Source organism: Rhodococcus sp. NKCM2511 (genome assembly GCF_014905595.1).
In the GTDB taxonomy this organism is placed as follows: domain Bacteria; phylum Actinomycetota; class Actinomycetes; order Mycobacteriales; family Mycobacteriaceae; genus Rhodococcoides; species Rhodococcoides fascians.
Window position 1 is genome coordinate 2500545 of sequence record NZ_BNHJ02000001.1, and the last position, 24137, is coordinate 2524681.

20 protein-coding genes are annotated in these 24137 nt (G+C 64.2%); 11 read left to right on the forward strand and 9 right to left on the reverse strand.

The genetic code is table 11. The features are described 5' to 3' along the window. Positions 1-33 precede the first annotated feature (33 nt). Positions 34-1113 carry an ABC transporter ATP-binding protein gene (locus JLZ96_RS11505; protein ID WP_027495330.1) on the reverse strand — a complete coding sequence of 360 codons (1080 nt, stop codon included), beginning with the start codon at positions 1111-1113 and terminating at the stop codon, positions 34-36. A gap of 148 nt (positions 1114-1261) precedes the next feature. Between JLZ96_RS11505 and JLZ96_RS11510 the strand changes: the two genes are divergently transcribed. Then, the gene (locus tag JLZ96_RS11510) at positions 1262-2086 is read left to right on the forward strand and encodes an NAD(P)-dependent oxidoreductase (RefSeq protein WP_201010145.1); all 825 of its coding nucleotides are present in this window, start codon (positions 1262-1264) and stop codon (positions 2084-2086) included. 81 nt (positions 2087-2167) lie between these two features. Here JLZ96_RS11510 and JLZ96_RS11515 read toward each other — a convergent pair whose 3' ends face one another. Further along, positions 2168-3337 carry a hypothetical protein gene (locus tag JLZ96_RS11515; RefSeq protein WP_230597480.1) on the reverse strand — a complete coding sequence of 390 codons (1170 nt, stop codon included), beginning with the start codon at positions 3335-3337 and terminating at the stop codon, positions 2168-2170. Between the two features lie 149 nt (positions 3338-3486). Between JLZ96_RS11515 and JLZ96_RS11520 the strand changes: the two genes are divergently transcribed. The 6 genes from JLZ96_RS11520 to JLZ96_RS11545 all read left to right on the forward strand — a co-directional run bounded on the left by JLZ96_RS11520 (position 3487) and on the right by JLZ96_RS11545 (position 9813). Then, positions 3487-4407, forward strand: coding sequence for a hypothetical protein (locus JLZ96_RS11520; protein ID WP_236253901.1), 921 nt, complete (start codon positions 3487-3489; stop codon positions 4405-4407). A gap of 185 nt (positions 4408-4592) precedes the next feature. Then, the gene (locus JLZ96_RS11525; protein WP_048317892.1) at positions 4593-5543 is read left to right on the forward strand and encodes a carbohydrate ABC transporter permease; all 951 of its coding nucleotides are present in this window, start codon (positions 4593-4595) and stop codon (positions 5541-5543) included. A gap of 5 nt (positions 5544-5548) precedes the next feature. Beyond that, positions 5549-6430: a carbohydrate ABC transporter permease gene (locus tag JLZ96_RS11530; RefSeq protein ID WP_027495325.1), complete on the forward strand. Its 882-nt coding sequence runs from the start codon at positions 5549-5551 to the stop codon at positions 6428-6430. Between the two features lie 26 nt (positions 6431-6456). Then, complete coding sequence (locus JLZ96_RS11535) at positions 6457-7779, forward strand: sugar ABC transporter substrate-binding protein (RefSeq protein WP_027495324.1); 1323 nt, start codon at positions 6457-6459, stop codon at positions 7777-7779. Between the two features lie 13 nt (positions 7780-7792). Continuing rightward, the gene (locus tag JLZ96_RS11540) at positions 7793-8953 is read left to right on the forward strand and encodes an enolase C-terminal domain-like protein (RefSeq protein WP_048317894.1); all 1161 of its coding nucleotides are present in this window, start codon (positions 7793-7795) and stop codon (positions 8951-8953) included. A gap of 62 nt (positions 8954-9015) precedes the next feature. Then, positions 9016-9813, forward strand: coding sequence for an IclR family transcriptional regulator (locus JLZ96_RS11545; protein WP_176456778.1), 798 nt, complete (start codon positions 9016-9018; stop codon positions 9811-9813). A gap of 63 nt (positions 9814-9876) precedes the next feature. Here the strand turns inward: JLZ96_RS11545 and JLZ96_RS11550 are convergent, their stop codons facing one another. From JLZ96_RS11550 to JLZ96_RS11560, 3 genes are all read right to left on the reverse strand, one after another. Further along, positions 9877-11076, reverse strand: a complete 1200-nt coding sequence (locus tag JLZ96_RS11550; RefSeq protein WP_048317895.1) for a mandelate racemase/muconate lactonizing enzyme family protein — start codon at positions 11074-11076, stop codon at positions 9877-9879. A gap of 73 nt (positions 11077-11149) precedes the next feature. Further along, positions 11150-12103, reverse strand: a complete 954-nt coding sequence (locus tag JLZ96_RS11555; RefSeq protein WP_201010146.1) for a 2-hydroxyacid dehydrogenase — start codon at positions 12101-12103, stop codon at positions 11150-11152. A gap of 29 nt (positions 12104-12132) precedes the next feature. Continuing rightward, entirely contained in the window at positions 12133-13479 is a 1347-nt protein-coding gene (locus tag JLZ96_RS11560; protein WP_201010147.1) for an enolase C-terminal domain-like protein, read from the reverse strand. Positions 13480-13766: 287 nt separating this feature from the next. On the opposite strand from JLZ96_RS11560, the gene JLZ96_RS11565 reads away from it, so the two are divergent. The 3 genes from JLZ96_RS11565 to JLZ96_RS11575 are packed head-to-tail and all read left to right on the forward strand — an operon-like array spanning position 13767 to position 17591. After that, positions 13767-15365 carry an aldehyde dehydrogenase (NADP(+)) gene (locus JLZ96_RS11565; protein WP_201010148.1) on the forward strand — a complete coding sequence of 533 codons (1599 nt, stop codon included), beginning with the start codon at positions 13767-13769 and terminating at the stop codon, positions 15363-15365. A 31-nt stretch (positions 15366-15396) separates the two neighbouring features. After that, entirely contained in the window at positions 15397-16323 is a 927-nt protein-coding gene (locus tag JLZ96_RS11570) for a 5-dehydro-4-deoxyglucarate dehydratase (protein WP_032374779.1), read from the forward strand. Further along, complete coding sequence (locus JLZ96_RS11575; RefSeq protein ID WP_374758034.1) at positions 16323-17591, forward strand: glucarate dehydratase family protein; 1269 nt, start codon at positions 16323-16325, stop codon at positions 17589-17591. The genes JLZ96_RS11570 and JLZ96_RS11575 overlap by 1 nt, the downstream gene beginning before the upstream one ends. A 7-nt stretch (positions 17592-17598) precedes the next feature. Here the strand turns inward: JLZ96_RS11575 and JLZ96_RS11580 are convergent, their stop codons facing one another. From JLZ96_RS11580 to JLZ96_RS11595, 4 genes are read right to left on the reverse strand one after another with little or no spacing between them, the layout of a single operon-like run. Next, positions 17599-18246 (reverse strand): TetR/AcrR family transcriptional regulator, encoded by a 648-nt coding sequence (locus tag JLZ96_RS11580; RefSeq protein ID WP_201010149.1) that lies wholly within the window; start codon positions 18244-18246, stop codon positions 17599-17601. Beyond that, positions 18243-19088, reverse strand: coding sequence for an SDR family NAD(P)-dependent oxidoreductase (locus tag JLZ96_RS11585; protein ID WP_201010150.1), 846 nt, complete (start codon positions 19086-19088; stop codon positions 18243-18245). Before JLZ96_RS11585 ends, JLZ96_RS11580 begins: the two co-directional genes overlap by 4 nt. Next, on the reverse strand, positions 19085-20623 hold the full coding sequence (locus JLZ96_RS11590) for an NAD(P)/FAD-dependent oxidoreductase (RefSeq protein WP_236253904.1): 1539 nt from the start codon (positions 20621-20623) through the stop codon (positions 19085-19087). The genes JLZ96_RS11585 and JLZ96_RS11590 overlap by 4 nt, the downstream gene beginning before the upstream one ends. Before the next feature lie 57 nt (positions 20624-20680). Continuing rightward, a complete protein-coding gene (locus JLZ96_RS11595) occupies positions 20681-22171 on the reverse strand; it encodes a SulP family inorganic anion transporter (protein WP_201010151.1) in 1491 nt (496 codons plus the stop codon). A gap of 252 nt (positions 22172-22423) precedes the next feature. On the opposite strand from JLZ96_RS11595, the gene JLZ96_RS11600 reads away from it, so the two are divergent. Continuing rightward, the gene (locus JLZ96_RS11600) at positions 22424-24133 is read left to right on the forward strand and encodes a ribonuclease J (protein ID WP_045841016.1); all 1710 of its coding nucleotides are present in this window, start codon (positions 22424-22426) and stop codon (positions 24131-24133) included. Positions 24134-24137 lie beyond the last annotated feature (4 nt).

The following is a 24137-nucleotide window of genomic DNA, read 5'->3' on the forward strand; positions in this document are numbered from 1 at the left end:
CACATGCGCGTCAGCGCTCCACCGCCTACGGCATCAGTCGACCAAGCGCTCCCCGGTCACAGTGGAGAACAGGTGGGTGCGCTCGGCGGCGTAGGAGAGCGTGATCGTCGATCCGCGTTCCGGTGGGATGCGGCCGTCGGCGCGGACGACGATGGGCTGACGCGTGCCGTTGATATCGGCCTGGCCGTAGACGTAGGCGTCGGCTCCGAGTTCTTCGACGACGTCGATGGTCACTTCGAGGCCTGCCCCGGTGGTGATCTGCAGGTCCTCGGGCCGCACACCGAGCGTCACTGTGTTCTCGCCGATTCCGGCGATGGCGGAGCGGGGAACCGGAACCACTTCACCGCCGAAGCGGACGCCGCCGTCGACGAGCGGTAGCTCGAGCAGATTCATTGCAGGCGATCCGATGAAGCCGGCGACGAACACGTTGTTCGGGTGTTCGTACATGCGCCTCGGCGAGTCACACTGCTGCAGCACACCGTCTTTGAGGACGGCCACGCGATCGCCCATCGTCATGGCCTCGACCTGATCGTGGGTGACGTACACGGTCGTCGTGGCGAGCCTGCGTTGCAGTGCAGAGATCTGCGCGCGGGTCTGCACTCGAAGTTTGGCGTCGAGGTTGGACAGCGGCTCATCCATGAGGAACACCTGGGGTTTGCGAACGATGGCGCGGCCCATGGCGACTCGCTGACGCTGGCCGCCGGAGAGCGCTTTGGGTTTGCGGTCGAGGAATTTGGTGAGATCGAGGATCTTGGCAGCGTCCTCGACGCGGCGCTTGATCTCGGCCTTGTCCTCGCCGGCGATGCGAAGTCCGAATCCCATGTTCTCGCCGACCGTCATGTGCGGATACAGGGCGTAGTTCTGGAAGACCATCGCAATGTCTCGATCCTTGGGCTGATGGTCGGTGACGTCCTTGCCGCCGATGGTGATGGCTCCCCTGTCGACTTCTTCGAGACCGGCGAGCATGCGCAGCGACGTCGACTTTCCGCAGCCGGACGGGCCCACGAGGACGAGGAATTCACCGTCCTGGATGTCGAGATCGAGCTGGTCGACTGCAGCTTTGTCGCCGCCGGGAAACAATTTGGTGACGCCCTGAAATGCAACGGTGGCCATGATGGTGGTCCCTTCACCGGCAGGAACGTGCCGGACGATCCGAGTGAGATTCATGTATGTGAATGGATGCCAGAATGCTGACTTCGTTTAGAAGTATGTATTACTGTGATGCCCATTACAAGGTTTCCATCGAAGGAGTTCGAGAAGAATGACCGACACCGTTTCACGAGTGCTCATCACCGGGGCCGCAGGCAACATGGGGGCGATGCTCAGGCCTCTACTGGCGACTCCCGGCCGCACGCTGCGCCTGTTCGATATCGCCGAGATCACCGACATCGATTCGGCCACAGAGGAATTCGTACAGGGTTCGGTCACCGATCGCGCTGCCGTGGCCGCCGCGGTGGACGGTGTCGATGCAATCCTGCACCTTGGGGGATTGAGCACCGAGGACTCGTGGGCCAACATTCTGTCGGTGAACGTCGACGGCACTCAGGCAGTCTTCGAAGCCGCTGTGGCGCAGGGGGTTTCTCGGATAGTGGTGGCGTCGAGCAATCACGCAGTCGGATTCTGGACGCACGACGAGGCAGGCGACTCGCCACTTCCGGGCGACGCCGTTCCGCGACCCGACGGATTCTACGGGTGGAGCAAGGCAGCGGTCGAAGCCCTCGGCCGGATGTACCACGACCGCTTCGGTATCGACGTCGTCAATCTGCGTATCGGTTCGAGCTTCGCCGCGCCGCCCAACTACCGCGGCCTGGCCACCTGGATGTCGCCCGCCGACACTGCGCGACTGATCGAGGCCTCACTGTCGGACAGCGCCAAAGGTTTTCACACCGTGTGGGGAATCTCGAAGAACTCGCGCGCATGGTGGTCGGGCAACGAGGGTACGGAGATCGGATACCTGCCTCGCGACGACGCGGAACAGTTCGCCGAGCAATTCCTGGCCGAACACGAGTGGACGTTCAGCGATCCGATCCTGCAGCGAGTCGGCGGCGCGTTCTGTGATCACCCGCTCGGCCAACGGATGCGGTGATGCACCCTCTGCTCCACTCGACCACCCGGACTGCGGGATTCCGCGCCGAGGCCGGTCGAGTGGAGCACCCGTTGTCGACCCCTACGAATACGTTGTGACGATCGACCCCAGCGCATCGAGCTGGGGTCGATTGACGAGACCGAGGTGATAGAGGTGCAGCTCGTTCGCCCCCGCGTCGAGGGTCGCGGCCACATGCGCAGCGACCTCGTCCAGCTTCTTCGGCGGCAGTACCGATACGTAGGCACCGACGTCCACCCCGTCGCCGACGGCCGCGCGGGTTGCCTGCACCACCGACACCGTCTCGGCCGTTCCCGGCCAGGCCGACACGAGCACCGCATCGACATCGGCGGGCGCGGAGGCGGTCAACGCAGGCGAAGGCCCGGTCTTCCATGGATCCGGGTGACCGTGCAGCGTCACGCGTGCCGACGGCGCCTGTTCACGCACGGCGGCAAGCACTTCCGCGCGAAGGTGATCGGCGTCGGCGTGTCGGACGGCGAGCACCGCGTCGATCTCGTCGGCGGCCAACACGTCCGTGATCGCCGCACCGGCAGGCAAGGTTCCGGCCGACAGGGCGTCGACACCGTCGCGCAGCTTGTGCGTCACCTTCCCCGAGTCGACGCCTCGTTCGCTCCAGGCGTCGAGCTCCCGCTGTGTGCAGCTGATCGACATCAGCGTGTCGCCGATGCCAGGGAACGCGCCGTCCGTCTTCTCGTGTGGTCCGACATGAGCGAAGCCCAGCTGCCCGCAGGCCTCGACGGACACCCCGTGTACTTCGACGCCGCGGATCGCTTCGGCCGCGAGCGTGGCGCTGTAACGCACGATGTCGGGATGCCCTGGTGCGAGGGCATAGCGATAGGCATCTCCGAAACAGTTGACGACGGTCGCCTCGGGATGGGCGTGGCCGAGAATTGTGCTGTGTGTCAGCACGATCCACGCGTTCACCAGGAATCCGGCCTCCCGCAGCACACCCGCTGCCTCGCCGAACGCGTCCTCGGCACCGCCCCAGGCGGCCGTCCGCGCAGTGATCGTGTGCCCGGCCCAAGCGTCGGGACGAACCGGTCGATACAGCGCTGCGTGGTGGGCGTCGACCACTTTGTGCTGCGGATGCAGCGGGGTTGCCGCTCTGGTGGAGTGGTACGTCGCGGCAAGCGAGATCTCGTGCACCCCGAGTGTGTTGGCGCGTTCGACGAAATGCGGATCGCCCAGGACGTCCCAGGGGTAGGCGTGCGCGACGATGCGGTCGACGGTCATGAAGATCATCCTTCGATGGCTGATTTGTTCGATAGAGAGAACTGAGTTCACACATGGGAACACAATTCGAGCCCAACTGTCCACGATTCACGCGACGAGCAGAGATCCGGCGAGCCCTGGGGGCATTCGACGATCCTTCGCGTCCGCACGTGACCCGCGGTCGGACCTGGACACGCGATGGCATCTCCGGCGTGGAGCTGAACTGGGATGACACGTCCGCATGGCTGCTGACGCCCCCGGACGCAAAGACTCCACTGCCCGCGATCCTGCTCATGCACGGTCACGACGGGATGAAGTTCTACGGCAAGGAGAAGGTGGCAGAGGGCCCTGACGGCATGGCACCCGACCTCGAGGAGTTGCGCAGGCGCGGATACGGCGGCAGCGCGCCCGCCGCCCGTCTGGTTGCAGCGGGTTTCGCAGTCCTGGTCCACGACGTGTTCCCGTGGGGCAGTCGCCGGGTGCCGTGGGAGGACCTCCCCGAGCGGGCTCGACGTGCCGGTGCCCAACTGGAAGGGCTGCCGAGATACGAGGCCGCCGCACGCGAGCACGAGCACGGACTCGCAAAAATGGCAGCGCTACGGGGCAGTTCATTGGCCGGGCAGGTGCTGAGCGAGGACCTGATCGCGCTGCAGGTAATGACGGAGTGCCCCGAGGTGGACGCACACCGCATCGCCACTGCCGGCTTCTCCGGTGGCGGAGTGCGCGTCGCACATCTACTGGCGTGCAGCGATCGCCTGCGGGCAGGAGTGATTACGGCATCGATGAGCACGTTCGCCGATATCGCGAACGGTCACGCGGACGACACCACCTGGTTGATGATCACCCCGGGCCTGCCTGCGGTGTGCGACTGGCCGGAGATCGCCGGGGCAGCAGCCCCGACCCCATTGTTGGTCCAATTCGCTGAGCTGGACTCCCATTTCGGCATCCCCGGCATGCGCGACGCCGAGGCATCATTGCGCCGCGACTACGGAGAATCGGAAACACTGTTCACACAATGGTTTTCGGAACCGCATCGATTCACCACGACCATGCAGGACGCGGCGGCCGGCTGGTTGAGCCTGCACGTGTGACCGGGAATGCTTGACAGCGCTTGTGACTGCCGTCATAGTTGGTCCAGAAATTCACATAGAAGACGCTCGTTCAGATATGTGAACAGACAAAACTTGCACGACCCGGCTCACTCAGGGTCGGAAGACATCCCGCCAGACCCGCTCGCCGGCTTTCCATCCGGCCCCGAACGCTTCGGAGCGTCCCCATGGTCACCACCACACCACCCCGGTCGGGAGGTACCCGCGCGTCCAGCGCGGCCATCCCTCCCGTTCGACCGAAACGCAAGCGCCGCATCTCGGCCCCGTACATCCTGATCGCGCCCGTCGTCATCCTGCTGGCAGTGTTCATCTTCTACCCGGTCGGCAGCGTCTTCTACTACAGCCTGCAGTTCTACAACCCGACGACGCCTTGGGACAACGGCTTTGCGGGCCTGGAGAACTTCAAGCTGATGTTCGCCGACGACCTGTTCTGGAACAGCCTCGTCGTCACCGCCAAGTGGGTGGGCGTGCAGGTCGTGTTCCAGCTGATCCTCGGCCTCGGACTGGCCCTGCTGGTCAACGAGGTGTTCCGCGGACGCGGCCTGGCCCGTGCCCTGGTGTTCTCTCCCTGGGCCGTCTCCGGGGTGCTCACCACCGGCATCTGGCTGCTCATCTACAACCCGTCGACGGGATTGTTCAAACTGCTGGGCAACATGGGCATCGGCGACGGTACCGCCGCGCCGATCGCCGATCCGGACACCGCGTTCTGGGCCACCAGCGTTGCCGAGCTCTGGCGCGGAGTTCCGTTCTTCGCCATTCTCATCCTGGCCGAACTGCAGAGTGCGCCCAAGGATCTGTACGAGGCCGCGAACGTGGACGGCGCGAACCGCTGGCAACGCTTCCGGTTCGTGACGCTGCCACACCTCAAAGCCGTGATTATTCTGTCCACCCTGCTGCGCGGGGTCTGGGAGTTCAACAACGTCGATCTTCTCTACACCCTCACTGCGGGCGGACCGGCCGACGTGACAACCACGTTGCCGCTCTACGTCTCTCAGCTCGCAACCACCGCGCAGGACTTCGGGTACGGATCGGCTCTGACCACCGTGGCCTTCGTGATCCTGCTCTTCTGCTCGATCCTCTACTTGCGCCTCAGCAAATTCAACAGCGATAAGGCCTGACGCACATGACCACTACCGCAGACCGTCCCGTCGTGACCACTCCGCCGCAGGACCACTCCGAGAAGGTGCGCGTGCATCGCGCAAAGCCCCGCGTGTTCAGCGTCGGCCTTCCGTTGGCCGTCTACCTGCTCTTCACCCTCGTCCCGTTCTACTGGATGATCGTCTTCGCGTTCCGGCCTGCCGGGTCCAATTCGATGCTCCCCTGGCCTATCACGCTCGACCATTTCGACACCGTCTGGAACACCCTCGGCTTCAGCTTCTTCTTCAAGAACAGCCTCATCGTGGCCGGCCTGTCTCTCGTGCTCACCACCTTCGTCGCGCTGGCGACCGGCTATGCGTTGGCACGCTTCAAATTCCGCGCCAAGATTCCCCTCGTGATGGCTCTGCTGTGCAGCCAGTTCGTCCCCGGCGCGATGCTGCTCATTCCGCTGTTCCAGGTTTTCCGCGAAATGGGCCTGGTGAACAACCTCTTCGGTCTCATCGTCGCCGATACCGTCTTCCAACTACCACTTGCAGCAATGCTGATGGCAGGCTTCATCTCTCAGATCCCCGTCGAACTCGAAGAGGCCGCGATGGTCGATGGCTGCTCGCGTCTGAAAGCCTTCCGAATCATCATGCTCCCGCTTCTGCGGCCCGGGTTGATCGCCGTCGGTTCCTTCGCATTCATCGGCAGCTGGAACAACTTCCTGTTCGGTCTGATGTTCATCAGTAGCCAGGACAAGTTCACTCTCCCAGTCGGTTTGAGCTACACGATCGGCTCCTACAACGTCGACTTCGGCGTCCTCGCGGCCGGCGGTCTGATCGCCGCAGTGCCCGTGGTCGCGGTCTTCGCCGTCATCCAGAAGTACCTCGTCCAAGGCCTCAGCGCCGGTGCGGTGAAGGGCTGATCATGACGTACGGAAAGAGAATCGACATGAATCGACGCACCCTGCTGCGCACCACCCTCGTCGGTGCGGTGGCCACGCTCGTGCTGGCATCCTGCAGTTCCGAGACCTCCCTGCCCGACGGTGCCCTCGGCGATCCGAACAGCGGAACCCTCACGTTCTGGGACAACAACGCCGGGCCTGATCGAACCCCGTTGTACGAGGAACTGATTCGACGCTTCGAGAACATCAACCCAGGCATCGACATCGAATACGTCGGTCTACCGTCCGACAGTGCCCAGCAGAAGTATCAGACAGCCCTCGCCGGTGGGTCGGCTCCCGATCTGGGCATCGTATCCACCGCGTACCTCGCACCGCTCGTTGCCCAGAGTGCCGTGATTCCGCTCGACGACTTCATGGCAGCCTCTCCGCAGAAGGACCAGTACGACCCGAAGATCATCGAGTCGGCGATGGAGTCCGGAGGCGGCGAGAACCTGTACGGTCTGCCGTTCACCAGTAACAACGCCACGCTGTGGTACCGAGCCGACTGGTTCGCGGAGGCCGGCATCGAGCCACCGGACACCTGGGACGAATTCTACGAAGCCGCAGACGAACTGACCGACAAGTCCGCGGGTCGTTACGGGTTCACCATCCGAGGCGGTGCCGGCTCGATCTACCCGTTGTTGCAGCACATGTTCGCCACCACCGGCATCGACAACTTCTTCGACGGTAGCGAATCCACCGTCAACCGGCCCGAGATGGTGGACGCCATCGAACGTTTTGCGGCCCTCTACGACGTCGACACACCTACCGCCGACGTCAACAACGGTTTTCCACAGATGGTCGCCAGCTTCGGCGGTGGTTCGGTGGCGATGATGCAGCACAACCTCGGATCACTGAGCAACCACCGCAAGGCACTCGGCGACAAAGTCGGTGCCGTTGCGCTTCCACTCGCGGACAACGGCGTCCGCACGGTGATGACCGATCCGTTCCCCTCCTACACAGTGTTCAAGAGTAGCCAGCACCAGGCAGCGGCCTGGAAGTTCCTCGAGTTCATGACCTCGCCGGATTCGCAGGCCTATTGGAACGAGAACGTCGGCCAAATCCCGGTCAATGCCACCGCCAGATCCGCACCGTCCTTCCAGACGATGCCATCGGTCCAGGCGGCCCAGTCCGCCCTCGACGATCCGAAGACCGTGCTGGTCACCCCGCCGGACTATCTACCCGATTTCGGAAAGATCGTGCAGGTTCAGATGCTCGGGCAGTGGCAGAAGGTGCTCATCGGGCAGCTCAGCGCCCAGGATTTCGCCGACGACTTCGCCGAGAAGCTCAACCGTTCCAAGGCCAAATACGATGCCCGACAGGGTAAATAGGGGTTTCACTACTATGTCCAGCGTCATCACCGAGATTGCCGTCCAGGTCTTCAAGACCGAGGCCCGTACCGCCGTCGACTCCTACGGACATCGACACCCCGGACCGTCGATACCCACAACCCAGGCTTTGCTGCGCATCACCGATTCCGACGGAGTCAGCGGGCACGTGCTGGGCAAGACCAACTATCTGCGTGAAGATCAAGTGGAGCAGCACTTTCGGCCGGTGCTGATCGGTACCGACCCGCTGCATCGCGAGGAGATGGATCGCAAGTTCGCGATTCGACAACGCACCAGGGCCGTCGAGCTTCCCGAACACACCTGCAGCTACCTCGATCAGGCCCTGTGGGATCTGGCCGGCAACCGATTCGACACCCCGGTGTGGAAGCTGCTGGGCGGAGCCCGAAGTGAAGTCAAGGCCTACGCGAGCACCATGTGCGGAGACACCATCGAGGGCGGCCTTTCGAGTCCCCAGGAGTACGCGGATTTTGCTGTTGCACTGAAGAATCAGGGCTATCAGGGAATCAAACTGCACACCTGGATGCCACCCCTGGAAGGGGCTCCGAACCTGACTCGGGACATCGAGGCCTGCGCCGCGGTACGAGATGCCGTCGGGCCCGGGTTTTCGTTGATGCTCGACGGCTATCACTGGTACTCCCGCACCGACGCTCTCAAGCTCGGCCGCGAACTCGATGCGCTGAAGTTCGATTGGTTCGAGGAGCCCATGGACGAGTTCTCGATGCGCTCCTACAAGTGGCTGGCGGATCAGATCGACACACCCGTCATCGGTCCCGAAACCACACCCGGTCGGCATCGTTCGCGAGCGGACTGGATTGCGAGCGATGCCTGCGACATCCTGCGCGTCGGTGCGATGAACGGCGGCGGCATCACGCCTGCACTCAAGACGGTGCACATGGCCGACGGCTTCGGACTCGACTGCGAGATCCATGGCAACGGCGCACCCAACCTCGCGCTCGTCGGCGGTGCTCCGAACATCCAGTGGTACGAGCGCGGCCTGCTGCATCCGCTGGTGGACTACGACTGGGTACCACCGCATCTGAAGTCCATCGTCGATCCGATCGACGCGAACGGGATGGTCCAGATGCCCACCCGCCCGGGCCTGGGCGAAAACATCGACCTCGAGTACATCTCGAACAATCTGGTCGCCGAGTACTGATGTCCGTCCACAAATTCGTGTCCGCGTATGAGCCGTCGTTCATCATGGGGGACACTGTCTCCATGGTGAACGATGTCACGGCAACAGCTGCGCCGGAGAGCCAGCCGGTGAAGTCCGCCGAACGCACGATCCACATCCTCGAGACCCTGGCCGCGTCTCCCACCCGCATGAGTCTCGGCGAGCTCCAGGAGGCCTGCGGGTATCCGCGGTCGAGTCTGCATGCACTGCTCAGGACGCTGAAAGACCTCCGCTGGATCGAGGCCGACGAATCCGGTTCGCGATACGGCATCGGCACCCACGCGCTACTCACGGGCACGTCCTACCTGGACAAGGATTCCGTCGTCGGTCGGGCCGCAGCGGTACTGGAGACGTTGCGCTCGGACGTCCGGCACACCGTCCACTTCGCCCGGCGCGACGAGGATTGCGTCATCTACCTCGCCAGCCGCGGTTCCAAGCTCGAGGTGCGGCGCATGCACCGTGTCGGACGCAAGCTGCCGTGCCACGTCACCGCGCTCGGTCAAGCACTGCTCGCAGAACTCACGACCGACGAGGTGACACAGCTGCTGCCGAAGAAACTCGAGCGGTACACCGAGAACACCATCGTCGACCGTGATGCCCTGATCGCCGAACTCGCGCAGGTTCGCCGTCGCGGCTGGTCACTGGAGCAGGAGCAGGGCACCCCCGGCGTCGTCTGCATCGCGACCGTGGTGCCGTACCGAATTCCGGCCACCGACGCACTCAGCGTCTCCATGCCTGCCGAAGTCGCGTCGTACCCGGGCGAACTCGAACGCATCGCGGGCGTCCTCACCGACCATGCTGCGGCCTGGGCCCGAGAACTGCGAGCCGAGGGAGTGCGGTAGAGCCGCTTCGCCGCACGTGCGCGGAACGTCGTAGCAGGGGTCGAGTTTCCGCGCACATGCGCGTCAGCGCACCACTGCCTTCGCCACCGTCCAGGCCCGGCCCTGCTCGCTCAGTGTGAATCCCAGCCCCGGGCGAGCGGACAGGTGCATCCGGCCGTCGCGCGTCTCGAGGTGCTCGTCGAACAATGGGTCCAACCAGTCGAAGTGCTCCACCCATGTCTGCAGTGGGTACACCGCCGCGAGGTGCAGATGAATCTCCATCGCAAAGTGCGGGGCAAGCTGCACGTTGTGATGTTCGGCCAGCCCGGCCAATTTCAGGAACTGGGTGATGCCGCCGATGCGGGGTGCGTCGGGCTGCAGGATGTCGACCGCGCCGGCCTCGAGGAGACGGACATGCTCGCCGACGCTGGCCAGCATCTCCCCCGTCGCGATGGAGGTGTCGAAATTTCTCGCCAGCATCGCATGACCCTCGGCGTCGTAGGCATCGAGCGGTTCTTCGATCCAGACGAGGTCGAACTGCTCAAGGATGCGGCACATGCGGTTCGCCGTCGGACGATCCCACTGTTGATTCGCGTCGACCATCAGCGGGACGTCGTCACCGAGGAACTCGCGTACCGCGGTGACGCGGGCGATGTCGGTGCGCCAATCAGGTTGGCCCACCTTCAGTTTGATACCGCCGATTCCGTTCGCGAGCGACCGGGCCGCGTTGTCCATGACCTCCTCGATCGGAGTATGCAGAAATCCACCGGAGGTGTTGTACGTCTGCACCGAATCGCGGGACGCGCCGATCAGCTTCGCCAGCGGTAACCCGGCACGCTTGGCTTTGAGATCCCACAGGGCAATATCGATCGCAGCGATGGCCTGTGTGGCAACGCCACTGCGGCCGACCGACGCTCCGGCCCACACCAACGTGGTCCAGACCTTGCCGATATCGTTCGGGTCCTCACCGATGAGCACCGGCGCGATCTCCTGGGCGTGCGCGAACTGGGCAGGCCCACCCGCCCGCTTCGAATAGCTGAAACCGATTCCCTCATGGCCCTGTTCGGTACGGATCTCGACGAACAGAAACACCACCTCGGTCATCGCCTTCTGTCGACCGGTGAGAACCTTGGCGTCGCTGATCGGATTGCGCAGCGGCAGCACGATCGAGGACAGCGTCACCTCGGAGATGCTGTCGACGGACGCGTCACCGGATGCGAGGGCCCGAATCGCCGCATCGGGCGCGGTGAGTCCGCTCGAGGGCTTGTCGATGTACGTTGTCATCTCACGTCTCCTGTGATTGCGAAGGGTGTTGCCTCACAGCCTAATTCGGGTTTCTATACGCGTCCAACACAATTCAGCGGGCCATCGATACGGCAAGTGCATTGATGTTCGACGCGATGTCGGCGACCCGGCCGACGAACGTGTGATGCGTGACGCCCGACGAGTGCGGCGTCATCAGCACGTTCTCCAGCTCGCGGAACGGCAGGGAACTGGGCTCACCACGCCCGTCCGGCCCCGGGTAGCTGTACCAGACATCGATGGCGGCGGCTGCAATCTCGTTGCGAGAGAGGGCGTCGAACAGTGGTTGTTCCTGGATCAGCGGGCCTCGGCCGACGTTGACAACGACCCCTCCGCTTCCCAGCCTGCACAGTTCCTCGGCACCGATCATGCCGCGGGTGTGCTCGTTCAGCGGTGCGGAAACCACGAGTACATCGGCGAACTCGGCAAGCTTTCCCAAATCCTGTGCATCCGAGACCCATTCGAGAGCCTCGTCCGAAGCCCGACCGCTCCCGGTGACGGCAGCACCGCTTGCCCCGTATGCCCGAAAAAGCTGCCAGGTCTGCCGGCCGATATGTCCGAACCCGACGAACCCGATCCGCGCACCGCTCAGCGACAACGGCTGCGGGATGGTCGGGTCGTACACGGACGTGGCAAACAATCCCGAGCGGAGGGCGCGGTCCTGCTGCAGGAACTTTCGTCGCAACATCACCGTTGCCGCGACGACGTATTCGGCAATCGACTTCTCGTGGTGAAAGGTGTTGCACACCTGCACATCGGACCGCATTCTGGATCGATCCACGTTGTCGGTACCGGCACCGGCAACGTGAACCATCCGCAGCCTCGGGGCAGCCGCGCCCATGGCCGCACTGAACTTGCCGCCGACATAGACGTCGGCGTCGTGCAGATGCGCGATCACGTCCTGCTCGTCGAAGGGAACGCTCCACACCACCTCGGCGTTCGCCGGTAGACCCGCCTCGAACTGCTTGCGATGCGGCACGACGTTGCGGTCACCGACGACGATCTTCATCGACGCACCAGAACTCGACGCACCAGAACTCATCGAACGAGGGCCGGGCGCTTGCCGTCGAATGTCCAGCCCTCGATCAGGTACTGCATGCCGATGGCGTCGTCTCGGGCCCCCAGTCCTTCCTTCTGGTACAGCTCGTGCGCCGCATCGATCTGCTCAAAGTCGAGTTCGACACCCAGACCCGGCTTGTCGGGCACCGTGAGGTAGCCATCCTCGATCGTAAACGGCTCCTTGGTCACTCGCTGCCCGTCCTGCCAGATCCAGTGGGTGTCGATGGCGGTGATGTTCCCGGGAGCTGCAGCAGCGACGTGCGTGAACATCGCCAGGGAGACGTCGAAGTGATTGTTGGAGTGCGATCCCCACGTCAGGCCCCACGCGTCGCAGAGCTGCGCGACACGCACCGACCCGGCCATCGTCCAGAAGTGCGGATCGGCCAGCGGGATGTCCACGGCACCGGACCGGACGGTGTGGCCCATCTCGCGCCAGTCCGTCGCGATCATGTTGGTCGCGGTCTGTAACCCGGTGGCCCGCTTGAACTCCGTCATCACCTCGCGGCCCGAGAAACCACCCTCGGGGCCGACGGGATCCTCGGCGTACGCCAGCACGTCACGCAGCCCTCGGCAGGTCTCGATCGCATCCTTCAGCAACCAACCGCCGTTGGGATCCAACGTGATTCGCGCCTCGGGAAAGCGCTCGGCCAGAGCACGAACAGCGGCGGCCTCCTCGGCTGCCGGCAGTGCACCACCCTTGAGCTTGAAATCCTGGAACCCGTAGCGTGCCTGCGCAGCCTCGGCGAGGCGCACGATCGACTCCGGATCCATCGCCTCCTCGTGCCTTATCCGCAGCCAGTCGTCGGCTCCGGCCGCCTCGTCGGCGCTGCTCCGGTACGCGAGATCGGTCTTGTTGCGATCGGCGACGAAGAACAGGTAGCCCAGCGCCTGCACCTTCTCGCGCTGCTGACCCTCGCCCAACAACGCCGCGACGCTCACGCCGAGATGCTGACCGAGCAGATCCAACAATGCCGATTCCACTGCGGTCACCGCATGAATGGCGATCCGCAGATCGAACGTCTGCGCGCCGCGGCCACCGGCATCACGATCTGCGAACGCGCGACGCATTGCGGCCAGCACCGCGTTGTACCGGCCGATGTTCTGCCCCTCGACCAGCACGCGCGCGTCTTCGAGCGTCTGCCGAATCGGCTCCCCGCCCGGCACTTCGCCGACGCCGGTGCGCCCGTCCGAGTCGGTGAGCACCACCAGATTGCGGGTGAAATACGGCGCGTGCGCGCCGCTGAGGTTCAGCAACATGTCGTCGTGACCGGCAATGGGAATGACACGCATGTCGGTGACGACGGGGGTGCTGGTGTGGACGACCATGCCCGACCTTTCTCGCATACCTCTGGTGTTCGGCTCACAGACGACAGTAGGGCCAGCTATTGATTCCCGTCCAACACCATCTGCGCATCGACTGATGCAGTCGAGGTATCGAGGATCGGCATCCACGCTCGAGTAGACGGTCAGCCAGGCGATACCGAGACTGCATCAAACACAACATTTTTAGACTTGGACATGTATCGATCAGGCTCCTACGGTGGTGAGTTATGAGCCAGGTCACGGCCTCGGCGTCACTGCACGTACCGCACCACAGCCTTAGGAGTCACCCCATGACAGCGTCGACGACACAGTCCACCGACCTCACCGGTCGGATGATCATCGCCGGCGTTCCGGTTTTCGGTGCCGGGACGCAGATTCACGGAATCGATCCCGGTACCGGAGAGAATCTAGAGCCCGCCTACGGCCACGGCGACGACTCGGATGTCGAGCGGGCCTGTGCCGCAGCGGCCGACGCCTTCGCCGACTACCGCGCCACCTCGTCGGACACTCGCGCACGGTTTCTCGAGACCATCGCCGACAACATCGCGGCCCTGGGCGACACACTCATCGAGCGGACGGTCGCCGAGTCCGGTCTGCCGCTGGCACGCATCACCGGCGAGGTCGGCCGCACCACCGGTCAACTCCGTCTGTTCGCTTCGGTTCTGCGCGAGGGCAGTTGGAACGGAGCCCGCATCGACCCGGCTCAGCCCGAGCGCAGCCCGCTGCCGCGTGCAGACATCCGTCAGCGCCAGATCCCCCTCGGGCCGGTTGCCGTGTTCGGTGCCAGCAACTTCCCCCTCGCCTTCTCCGTCGCCGGTGGCGACACCGCCTCTGCCCTCGCGGCCGGATGCCCCGTAGTGGTCAAAGCACACGACGCCCATCCAGGAACGTCCGAGCTGGTCGCCCGCGCCATCACCGACGCGGTTGTCTCCACCGGAATGCCCTCCGGCACATTCTCGTTGCTGTTCGGCTCCGGTCGCGGACTCGGCACCGCTCTGGTGACCGACCCTCGCATCAAGGCCGTCGGATTCACCGGATCGCGTTCGGGTGGAACAGCTCTCGTTGCTGCTGCGGCGGGTCGACGTGAGCCCATCCCGGTGTACGCCGAGATGAGTTCCATCAATCCGGTGTTCGTCATGGACGGTGCACTCGCCACCCGTGGAGCCGAATTGGGCCGCGCGTTCGTCGCATCGCTGACGATGGGCTCGGGTCAGTTCTGCACCAACCCCGGTCTGGTCATCGCCGTCGACGGCCCGGGCTTGCAGTCGTTCATCGACGCCGCTGCCGCCGCCGTGCAAGAATCCGCTCCCTCCACGATGCTGACGCCGAACATCGCCTCGAGCTACGCCGAGGGTGTGCGAACACTGTCCGACGCGGTGACGGTGGTAGCGCGGGGATCCGACACCGACGCCCCGAATGCCTGCCGCGCAGCGCTGTTCGACACCGATGCGGACACGTTCCTCACCTCGGAGGCAGCGCAGGCCGAGGTGTTCGGCGCGTCGAGCCTCGTCGTGCGCTGTGCAGATGCTCAGCAGGTTCGGCGGGTGGCGGCACAGCTCGAAGGTCAGCTCACCGCCACCATTCATGCCGACGAATCCGATCATTCCGAGGCCGGAAAGCTGCTCTCGGTGCTCGAACTCAAGGCCGGCCGGATCCTGTTCGACGGATGGCCCACCGGAGTCGAGGTCGGCCACGCGATGGTGCACGGCGGGCCGTTCCCCGCGACCTCGGACTCCCGCACCACGTCGGTCGGATCGCTCGCGATCGAACGTTTCCTGCGCCCGGTCGCGTACCAGGACGTTCCGAAATCGTTGTTGCCCAACGCCATCGCGGACGGAAACCCGGACGGCATCTTCCGCCGCATCGACGGCCAGCTCACCCAAGACTGACACACCCCACCTAGTTCTCGAGGAGACCCCCATGCTCGACGGAGTTCTGTTCTTCCCCGTCACCCCGTTCACCGCATCCGGTGAGGTCGATTACGACCTCCTGGCCGCTCACATCACGAAGGGTGTCGATGCGGGACCCGGTGGAGTGTTCATTGCCTGCGGCACCGGCGAATTCCATGCCCTCGAACTCGAGGAGTTCGGCAAGATCGTCCGTACCGCAGTCGACAGCGTCGCAGGCCGCGTTCCTGTCTACGCCGGTGCAGGCGGATCCGTCGCGCAGGCAAAGGCATTCGCACACGCTGCGAAGGCCAACGGAGCCGACGGCATCCTGTTGCTGCCGCCGTACCTGGTGACGATGCCGCAAGCCGGTCTCGTCAACTACACCAAGGCCGTTGCCGCCGCATCGGATCTGCCGCTGATCGTCTACAACCGCGGCAACGCTCGCTTCACCGAGGAGTCCGCCGTCGAGGTTGCGCAGCTTCCCACCGTCGTCGGATTCAAGGACGGCACCGGCGATCTCGATCAGGTCGGCCGCATCGTCCGCGCGGTACTGGACGCTCTGGAGCCGTCGGGCAAGCCCTTCCAGTTCTTCAACGGACTACCCACCGCCGAGGTCTCCCAGCAGGCGTACCGAGCGATCGGTGTCACGCTGTACTCCTCCGCGACATTCGCGTTCGCACCCGAACTGGCACTGGCGTTCTACCGCTCTCTCGACAGCGGAAACGAAAAGCTCACTGCCGCATTGCTCCGCGAGTTCTTCCACCCGCTCGTGCGCTTGCGCGACAAGGTTCCCGGCTACGCCGTCTCTCTCATCAAGGCCGGCGTGACGATGGAGGGCATCGAAGCAGGGCCGGTTCGCCCACCCCTGGTGGACATCAGCGCACCGCACCTCGAGGAACTCACCGCAATCGTTGCCGCCGGCCGGGCCGTGTTGGCAGACGAGCTTGCGGTGCACTGATGCAAGAACCGGTCCTGATCACCGGCGCTCGAATCACACCGATCGCCTTCGTCGATCCTCCGTTGCTCAACACCGTCGGCGTGCATCAGCCGTATGCGCTCCGCGCGATAATTCAGCTGGTTACCGACGCCGGTGTCGTCGGACTCGGTGAAACGTACGCCGACACTGCTCATCTGGCTCGACTGGAAGCGGCCTCCACCGTCATCTCCGGTCTGGACGTGTTCGCGCTGAACGAGATCCGAGATGCCATCGATGCCGTCCTGGGAACCCTGTCGATCACAGGCGGCGACGGCGTCGCAGGCATGATCACCACGGCCAGCACCACCGATCGGGTGTTCTCCCCGTTCGAGATCGCGTGCCTGGACGTGCAGGGCAAGGTCCTGGGTCGACCGGTGTCCGACCTGCTCGGCGGCAAGGTTCGGGACTCCGTTCCGTTCAGTGCGTATCTGTTCTACAAGTGGGCAGCTCATCCCGGCCAGGAGCCCGACGAATGGGGCGAGGCGATCGATCCGGACGGATTGGTTCGTCAGGCCCGAAAGATGATCGACGAGTACGGCTTCGGGGCAATCAAGGTCAAGGGCGGCGTCTTTGCGCCCGACGAGGAGATCGCCGGAATCAAGGCGCTCCGGCAGGCGTTCCCGGAGCTGCCGTTGCGGTTGGATCCCAACGCCGCCTGGACTGTCGACACATCCATCCGGGTAGCCGCCGAACTCGACGGCATCGTCGAATATCTCGAAGATCCCACACCCGGGCTCGACGGGATGGCCGAGGTTGCGCGCGAAGCCAAGATGCCGCTGGCGACGAACATGTGTGTCGTTGCCTTCGATCACCTGAAGCCTGCCGTGGCGAAGGATTCGGTGCAGGTGGTGTTGTCCGACCACCATTACTGGGGCGGACTCCAGCGATCGAGGTTGCTCGCCGGAATCTGCGAGACGTTCGAGATGGGACTGTCGATGCACTCGAACAGCCACCTCGGAATCAGTCTGGCCGCCATGGTTCATCTCGCAGCGGCGACACCGAACTTGACCTATGCCTGCGACACGCATTGGCCCTGGAAGAACGAGGATGTCGTCGTGCCGGGGGTGTTGAACTTCGTCGACGGCGCAGTGGCCGTTCCCACCGGACCCGGTCTGGGCATCGAGATCGACGAGGACGCGCTCGCGGCACTGCATCAGCAGTACCTCGACTGCGGAATTCGTGACCGCGACGACACCGGATACATGCAGAGCATCGATCCGAGCTTCGAGAACACCTGCCCGCGCTGGTGATCGAACTCTACGTCTGCAGCGGCGCGACGATATTGGCGAGCATGGTCGCGATCGTGGCGACGACGATGCGTCGTTCTGCGGCGTAGCCGCTCTGGTACCAGGTCATGGCGGTGTGGCTGATTGCGCCGATGGCAGCGGTGGCGAGCAGGTCCACGTCGAGCTCCGGGCCCGACGGCACCTCGCCGGCGAACGTGCGGAGGTAGCCGAGCAGCAGGGTGCCGAATTGCTGCATCACCGTCAGATACGTCTGCTCCACGCGAGGGCTGACGCCGAGCACCTCCATCCACACCACGCGGGCCAGGTGCGGGTCCTCGACGACCCGGAAGAACGGGTCGAGCAACTGCTCGGTGACAGCCCTCAGATCACCGTCCCGATTCACCTGCACAATTGCGTCGGACACCGAATCGGTCAGGCGTGCAATGCATTCGGCATAGACGGCGAGCAGAAGATCCTCGGTCTTGTCGAAATACTGATACAAGTGGCGATCGGCGATCTTGGCCTCACGGCACAGTCCACGGACGGTCGCGGCGCGGTACCCGACGCTGCCGAACACCCGCAGTCCCGCATCCAGCAGCTGCCGCCGCCTGCGGTCGTCGCGGTCGGCCGCGCTCTCACCGCCGTAGGCGCGGCCGGCCGCTTCGGACACGGTGCTCATGACCGCCGGGCATCCAGTTCGGCAGTCAGACGGATCAATTCGGCATCCCGCTCCATCGCGGCGTCCATGATCGGGTTGACGATGCCGCGCAATATCGAGATCGGAATCCAGCGACCGGGCACGGCGATGCGCGCCGCCCGGCGTCCGATACCTCGTACGGCCACGCGGGCCAGCTTGTCCGATGTGATCGGGCGGAGCAGTGGCGAGGGAAAGGCGCGGGCAGTCATCGCCGTCGCGACGGTGTCGCCGCCGAACGCAACGTCGGCGATCGGCGTCGCGACCCATCCCGGATACAGCACTCCCGCTGTCGCTTTCGTGCCGGCAAGCTCTGTACGCAGAGCACGACCGAGTTGTTCGACCGCGGCCTTCGAAGCTGCGTACGGCGCGTTCGCCAGCCCGTTGAGGTAGGCGTACGTCGAGGAGGTGAGCAGCACGTAGCCCCCGGACTCGACGATGTGCGGCAGCGCCGCTCGCACCGTGTTCCACACACCGACGAGATTGACCCCGATGACTCTCTCGAAAACACCATCGTCGACGGAACGGATCGTCGATGCCTGTGCACCGCTGGAGATTCCGGCGTTGGCCATCACGATGTCGAGCGAGCCGAAGGTGTCGATCGCGGTGGCGACCGCCGCGTCGAGTTGCTCTCGCACGGTGACGTCGGCATGGGCGATTGCCACGCGTTGGTTGCCCAGCTTCGCTGCTACCGACTCGAGATCGGTCGACGCCATGTCGACCAGGACGATCGAGGCACCGCGCCGATGCAGTGCTGCCGCCACAGCAGAGCCGATACCGCCTGCCGCACCGGTGATCAGCGCTACCTGGCCCGAATGATTCTTCATGCCGATACCTCGTCCTTCGTCGTCACGTCGGTGGACGACCGATGGATGTGATGGGCTTCCGGCCGAAAACGCTTGGCCCACCGTCGGAACGTGAAGCTGAAGCCGGGGAACATTGCGACAACATGCCCGGATTTCGACTGGTACCAGCTGTGGCAGCCGCCGTCCTTCCAGACGGTGCCGTCCATCTCGCGGTGAATCGTGTCGGTGTACTCCTGCTCGGCGGCGGCAGTGACCTCGATGGCGGTTGCACCCGAGCGCTGAACTGCGTCGACGGCTCGAACGATGTATTCCATCTGCGCCTCGATGAGGAAGATGGCGGAGGTGTGCCCGATTCCGGTGTTCGGCCCGGTGACCACGAACAGGTTGGGGAAACCGGGAATCGTGGTGCCGAGGTAAGCGCGGGGGTAGGGATCCCAGACCTCGGACAGCGCCCGGCCGTCCCGCCCGATCACCGGATACGAGATGACCCCGTCGGTGGCGTCGTATCCGGTCGACCACACCAGCAGGTCGACGTCGACGTGTTCCCCCGAGGTGGTCACGATCCCGGTTTCGGTGATCTCGGCGATGCCGTCGTTCTTGTCGTGCAGGGTCACGTTCGCTTCTCCCAGTGCGGGATACAGCGTGTTGGACAGCAGCACCCGCTTGCACCCGATGGTGTAGTCGGGGGTGACTTTCGCCCGAAGCTGGGAGTCCGGAACCTGAGACTCGATGTGCTTCAGGGCAGTCCGCTGGGCCACGGCTTTCAGCATCCGCCGCGAGTACTTGAATCCGATGATGCGGGTCTCGAGGCTCCAGTAGATGCCGGCTCGCACCAGCCGACGAATGGGCTCGAATCGCAGCAACTTTCGTTGCAGCGGCGTGAATTCGCGATCGTGACGCGGCATCACCCAGTGTGGCGTGCGCTGGAAGACGTGCAACGCTTCGACGTCGGGCTGGATCGCGGGGATCACCTGTGCGGCGCTGGCACCGCTACCGACGATGGCTACCCGTTTTCCGGCGTGATCGTAGGAAGTGTCCCAGTCGTTGGTGTGGAACTGCTTGCCGCGGAACTTCTCTCGACCCGAGAACGGTGGGATCACCGGGGTGCTGAGCGGGCCGGATGCATTGACGACGAACTTCGCTGCGTAGTCACCGCGAGACGTGGTGATCAGCCAGTGATCGCCGACCCACTGGATCTTCCGAACGTCGGTGTCGGCATGTGTGCGTTGCGGCAGCCCGTTGGACTCGAGCACGTGCTGGGTGTAGCGCTCCAGTTCCTCCCGCTCGGCGAACATGCGCGACCACTCGAACGGCTCGGAGGCAATGGAGTACAGGGGACTCTGCACGTCGACTGCCGCGCCCGGGTAGCGATTCTGCTTCCAGGTTCCACCGAGAAAGGGCCTTCGCTCGAGAATGACGAGGTCGTCGATACCGCGGTCGAGCAGGGCTTTGGCGGCGCATTGACCTCCGAAGCCGCTACCGATGATCACCACGGTGTGAATACGCATGTCGACGAACCCCTCCAGCACAAGACGCAATCCGATGTTGCGTGTCATCACATTAAAGTGATGACGCTCGATTCCGCAATGGTTCCGCGATTGCAGTCTCGTGAGTCAATGCCCGCTCGACAGCTGTCCGCTCAATCGACCGTGCCGTTCGGCCGAGGGCGCGTTCAGCCCGATGATCGTGGCGCGTTTGCCCTTCGCCTCGTACTTCGTCGTGATGGCATCGAGGGTCGCGACCGTGGACGCGTCCCAGATGTGGGCATCGCTGAGATCGATGATGACGTTCTCGGGATCGCCCGAGTAGTCGAACTGGTAGATCAGATCGTTGCTGGACGCGAAGAACAGCTCGCCCCTCACCGCGTACACGCGGGTGTCCTCGTCCGGATGCGCTACGTCGACGACCTCGGTCAGGTGCGCCACCCGCCGAGCGAACAGCACCATCGCAGTGACGACGCCGACGATGACGCCGTACGCAAGATTGTGGGTGGCGACGGTGACGACCACGGTTGCCAGCATGACTGCTGTTTCACTCTTGGGCATGCGCCGCAACGTCTTCGGGTGAATGCTGTGCCAATCCATCGTGCCGATCGCAACCATGATCATGACGGCGGCGAGTGCGGCCATCGGGATCAGCGCCACGATGTCGCCGAGACCGACCACCAGAATCAGCAGGAACACCCCGGCCAGGAACGTGGAGATGCGCGTCCGGGCACCTGAGGCCTTGACGTTGATCATCGTCTGGCCGACCATCGCGCAACCACCCATGCCACCGAAGAAGCCGGTGATGACGTTGGCTGCGCCCTGGCCCCAACTCTCGCGGGTCTTGTTCGAGTGCGTGTCGGTGACGTCGTCGACGAGCTTGGCGGTGAGCAGGGACTCGAGCAAACCGACGATGGCCATCGCGATCGCGTAGGGCGCGATGATGCTCAGCGTCTCGAAGTTCAGCGGCACGTCGGGGATCAGCAGTTCGGGAAGGCTCGACGGCAGCTCACCTTCGTCGCCGACGTTCGGGACATTGAGCGCGAATACGACCGTGGCGACCGTCAGCAGGACGATGGCCACTAGCGGCGCGGGAACGACGGAGGTGATCTTGGGCAGCAGGAACATGATCAGCAGACCGACCGCCACCAGCGGGTAGACCAGCCACGGCACCCCGATGAGTGACGGGAACTGCGAGGTGAAGATCAGTATTCCCAGTGCGTTGACGAAGCCGACCATGACGCTGCGCGGAATGAAGCGCATCAACTTGGCGACACCGAGGACGCCGAAAACCACTTGCACGAGGCCGGCGAGGATGACGGTGGCGATGAAGTAGTCGAGGCCGTACTGCTTGGCGACCGGAGCGATGACCAGCGCAATGGCACCGGTGGCGGCCGAGATCATCGCGGGGCGACCGCCGAGGAAGGCGATGGAGACGGCCATCGTGAACGACGCGAACAGCCCGACTCGCGGATCGACGCCGGCAATGATCGAGAAAGCAATGGCTTCGGGAATCAGCGCCAGTGCGACGACGAGGCCGGCCAGCACCTCGGTCTTCAGCATTCGGGGGGACCGCAAGGCACCCATGACGGTCGGAATCCGCTCGGCGGAGTCGCTCATATCTCTCCATTCGTGATCGATGGATGGGACGTGCCGACGAACGGCCGGTCTCATCCACGGGTGGGCGCATCGCGGCGCCCGAAGGCTTACTTCGCGGAGCCCGATGGGCATCTCGCGCGTCCCACACACATCGGCGGGGAAGTACAGACAGGAACTGATCTCTACTCTTACGCAATAGTAGAGTTGACGCAAATCCGCGATCTACGGACCGGGGTGAACGCCAGGTCGGCAGTCCCCCGTAGCGTTGAGGTCATGTCTAGATCACCACGCCAACGCAGATCCCCCGCCGCACCTCGAAAGCGATCCTCCTCAGCGCTGTCGGCAGGGCACCTTCGCGTGATCGCGACGGGCGGTCTCGGCGAGATCGGCCGGAACATGACCGTCTTCGAATTCGACGGAAAGCTGCTCATCGTCGACTGCGGCGTGCTGTTTCCCGAGGAGCATCAGCCCGGCGTCGACGTCATCCTCCCCGACTGGAGTTGCATCCGGGATCGCCTCGACGACGTCGTCGCCATCGTTCTGACGCACGGACACGAGGACCACATCGGCGGCGTTCCGTATCTGCTGCGCGAGCGTGGCGACATTCCCGTCATCTCGTCGCGACTGACGCTGCATTTCCTGGCTGCCAAGTTCGAGGAGTTCAAGGTCTCGACGACGCTGATCGAGGTCGAGGCGGGGCAAACCCGGCAGGAAGGCCCGTTCGAGCTCGAGTTCATTGCCGTCAACCACTCGATTCCCGACGGTCTGGCCATCGCCATTCGTACCGACGCCGGGCTGGTGCTGCACACCGGTGACTTCAAGATGGACCAGTTCCCGCTGGACGGTCGGATCACCGACCTCCGGAGCTTCGCACGCCTCGGCGAGGAAGGGCTCGATCTCCTCCTCGTCGACTCCACCAACGCCGAAGTGCCCGGGTTCATGGTCTCCGAACGCGACCTGGTCCCGGCCATCGAGAAGGTGTTCCGCGAAACAACGGGACGCGTGATCGTGTCGAGCTTCGCCAGTCACGTGCACCGCATTCAACAGGTACTCGACGCCGCACACGCGCAGGGCCGCAAGGTGGCGTTCGTCGGCCGATCGATGGTGCGCAACATGAAGATCGCGACCGACCTGAGCTACCTCGACGTTCCCGACGGCCTCGTCGTGGACCTCCCGAAGCTCAACCGGCTCCCGGCCAACAAGATCACCCTGATCTGCACCGGCTCCCAGGGCGAGCCCCTCGCGGCGCTGTCGCGGATGGCGTCGGGTGAGCATCAGATCAAGGTCGGCGACGGCGACACCGTGCTGATGGCGAGCAGCCTGATCCCCGGCAACGAGAACGCGATCTACCGCGTCATCAACGGCCTCGTCGACAAGGGTGCACGCGTGGTGCACAAGGGAAATGCAAAGGTGCACGTCTCCGGTCACGCCAGCGCCGGCGAGCTCGTCTACTGCTACAATATCCTCGAACCCGCCAATGTGCTTCCCGTACACGGTGAATCGCGGCACCTGCGTGCCAATGCCGATCTCGCAATCAGGACCGGTGTTCCTCGCGATCGCGTCATCATCGCCGAGAACGGAAGCGTCATCGACCTGTACGACGGCGTCGCGCAGATCACCGGCTCCGTCCCCATCGAACTGATCTACGTCGACGGCAGCGCCGTCGGTGGCGTGACGGAGGATTCACTGGCCGAGCGTCGCCTCCTCGCGAACGAGGGCGTGCTGACCGTCATCGCCATCGTCGATCCCGACACCGGGCTGCTGGTCGACGACGTCGACTTCATCGGACGCGGATTCGCCCATGAGGCAAACGCTTTCGACTCGTTGGCCAAGGCGATCGGCAAGACCCTCACACGCGAGAGCGACGTCAAGGTTGCCTCCCGCGAGAACATCGAGAAGCGCATCGTGCAGGAATCGGCCCGCTGGGCCAAGCAGACCTTGGGCCGCCAGCCCCTCATAGTCCCGGTGGTCGTGGACGGCTAGAGCC

Coding starts and splice junctions, on each gene's coding strand:
- JLZ96_RS11505 (WP_027495330.1), bottom strand. CDS start 1,113: ATGGCCACCGTTGCATTTCAGGGCGTCACCAAATTGTTTCCCGGCGGC.
- JLZ96_RS11580 (WP_201010149.1), bottom strand. CDS start 18,246: ATGAGCACCGTGTCCGAAGCGGCCGGCCGCGCCTACGGCGGTGAGAGC.
- JLZ96_RS11600 (WP_045841016.1), top strand. CDS start 22,424: ATGTCTAGATCACCACGCCAACGCAGATCCCCCGCCGCACCTCGAAAG.
- JLZ96_RS11510 (WP_201010145.1), top strand. CDS start 1,262: ATGACCGACACCGTTTCACGAGTGCTCATCACCGGGGCCGCAGGCAAC.
- JLZ96_RS11560 (WP_201010147.1), bottom strand. CDS start 13,479: ATGGTCGTCCACACCAGCACCCCCGTCGTCACCGACATGCGTGTCATT.
- JLZ96_RS11585 (WP_201010150.1), bottom strand. CDS start 19,088: ATGAAGAATCATTCGGGCCAGGTAGCGCTGATCACCGGTGCGGCAGGC.
- JLZ96_RS11540 (WP_048317894.1), top strand. CDS start 7,793: ATGTCCAGCGTCATCACCGAGATTGCCGTCCAGGTCTTCAAGACCGAG.
- JLZ96_RS11515 (WP_230597480.1), bottom strand. CDS start 3,337: ATGACCGTCGACCGCATCGTCGCGCACGCCTACCCCTGGGACGTCCTG.
- JLZ96_RS11570 (WP_032374779.1), top strand. CDS start 15,397: ATGCTCGACGGAGTTCTGTTCTTCCCCGTCACCCCGTTCACCGCATCC.
- JLZ96_RS11565 (WP_201010148.1), top strand. CDS start 13,767: ATGACAGCGTCGACGACACAGTCCACCGACCTCACCGGTCGGATGATC.
- JLZ96_RS11555 (WP_201010146.1), bottom strand. CDS start 12,103: ATGAAGATCGTCGTCGGTGACCGCAACGTCGTGCCGCATCGCAAGCAG.
- JLZ96_RS11545 (WP_176456778.1), top strand. CDS start 9,016: ATGGTGAACGATGTCACGGCAACAGCTGCGCCGGAGAGCCAGCCGGTG.
- JLZ96_RS11595 (WP_201010151.1), bottom strand. CDS start 22,171: ATGAGCGACTCCGCCGAGCGGATTCCGACCGTCATGGGTGCCTTGCGG.
- JLZ96_RS11535 (WP_027495324.1), top strand. CDS start 6,457: ATGAATCGACGCACCCTGCTGCGCACCACCCTCGTCGGTGCGGTGGCC.
- JLZ96_RS11525 (WP_048317892.1), top strand. CDS start 4,593: ATGGTCACCACCACACCACCCCGGTCGGGAGGTACCCGCGCGTCCAGC.
- JLZ96_RS11575 (WP_374758034.1), top strand. CDS start 16,323: ATGCAAGAACCGGTCCTGATCACCGGCGCTCGAATCACACCGATCGCC.
- JLZ96_RS11550 (WP_048317895.1), bottom strand. CDS start 11,076: ATGACAACGTACATCGACAAGCCCTCGAGCGGACTCACCGCGCCCGAT.
- JLZ96_RS11530 (WP_027495325.1), top strand. CDS start 5,549: ATGACCACTACCGCAGACCGTCCCGTCGTGACCACTCCGCCGCAGGAC.
- JLZ96_RS11590 (WP_236253904.1), bottom strand. CDS start 20,623: ATGACACGCAACATCGGATTGCGTCTTGTGCTGGAGGGGTTCGTCGAC.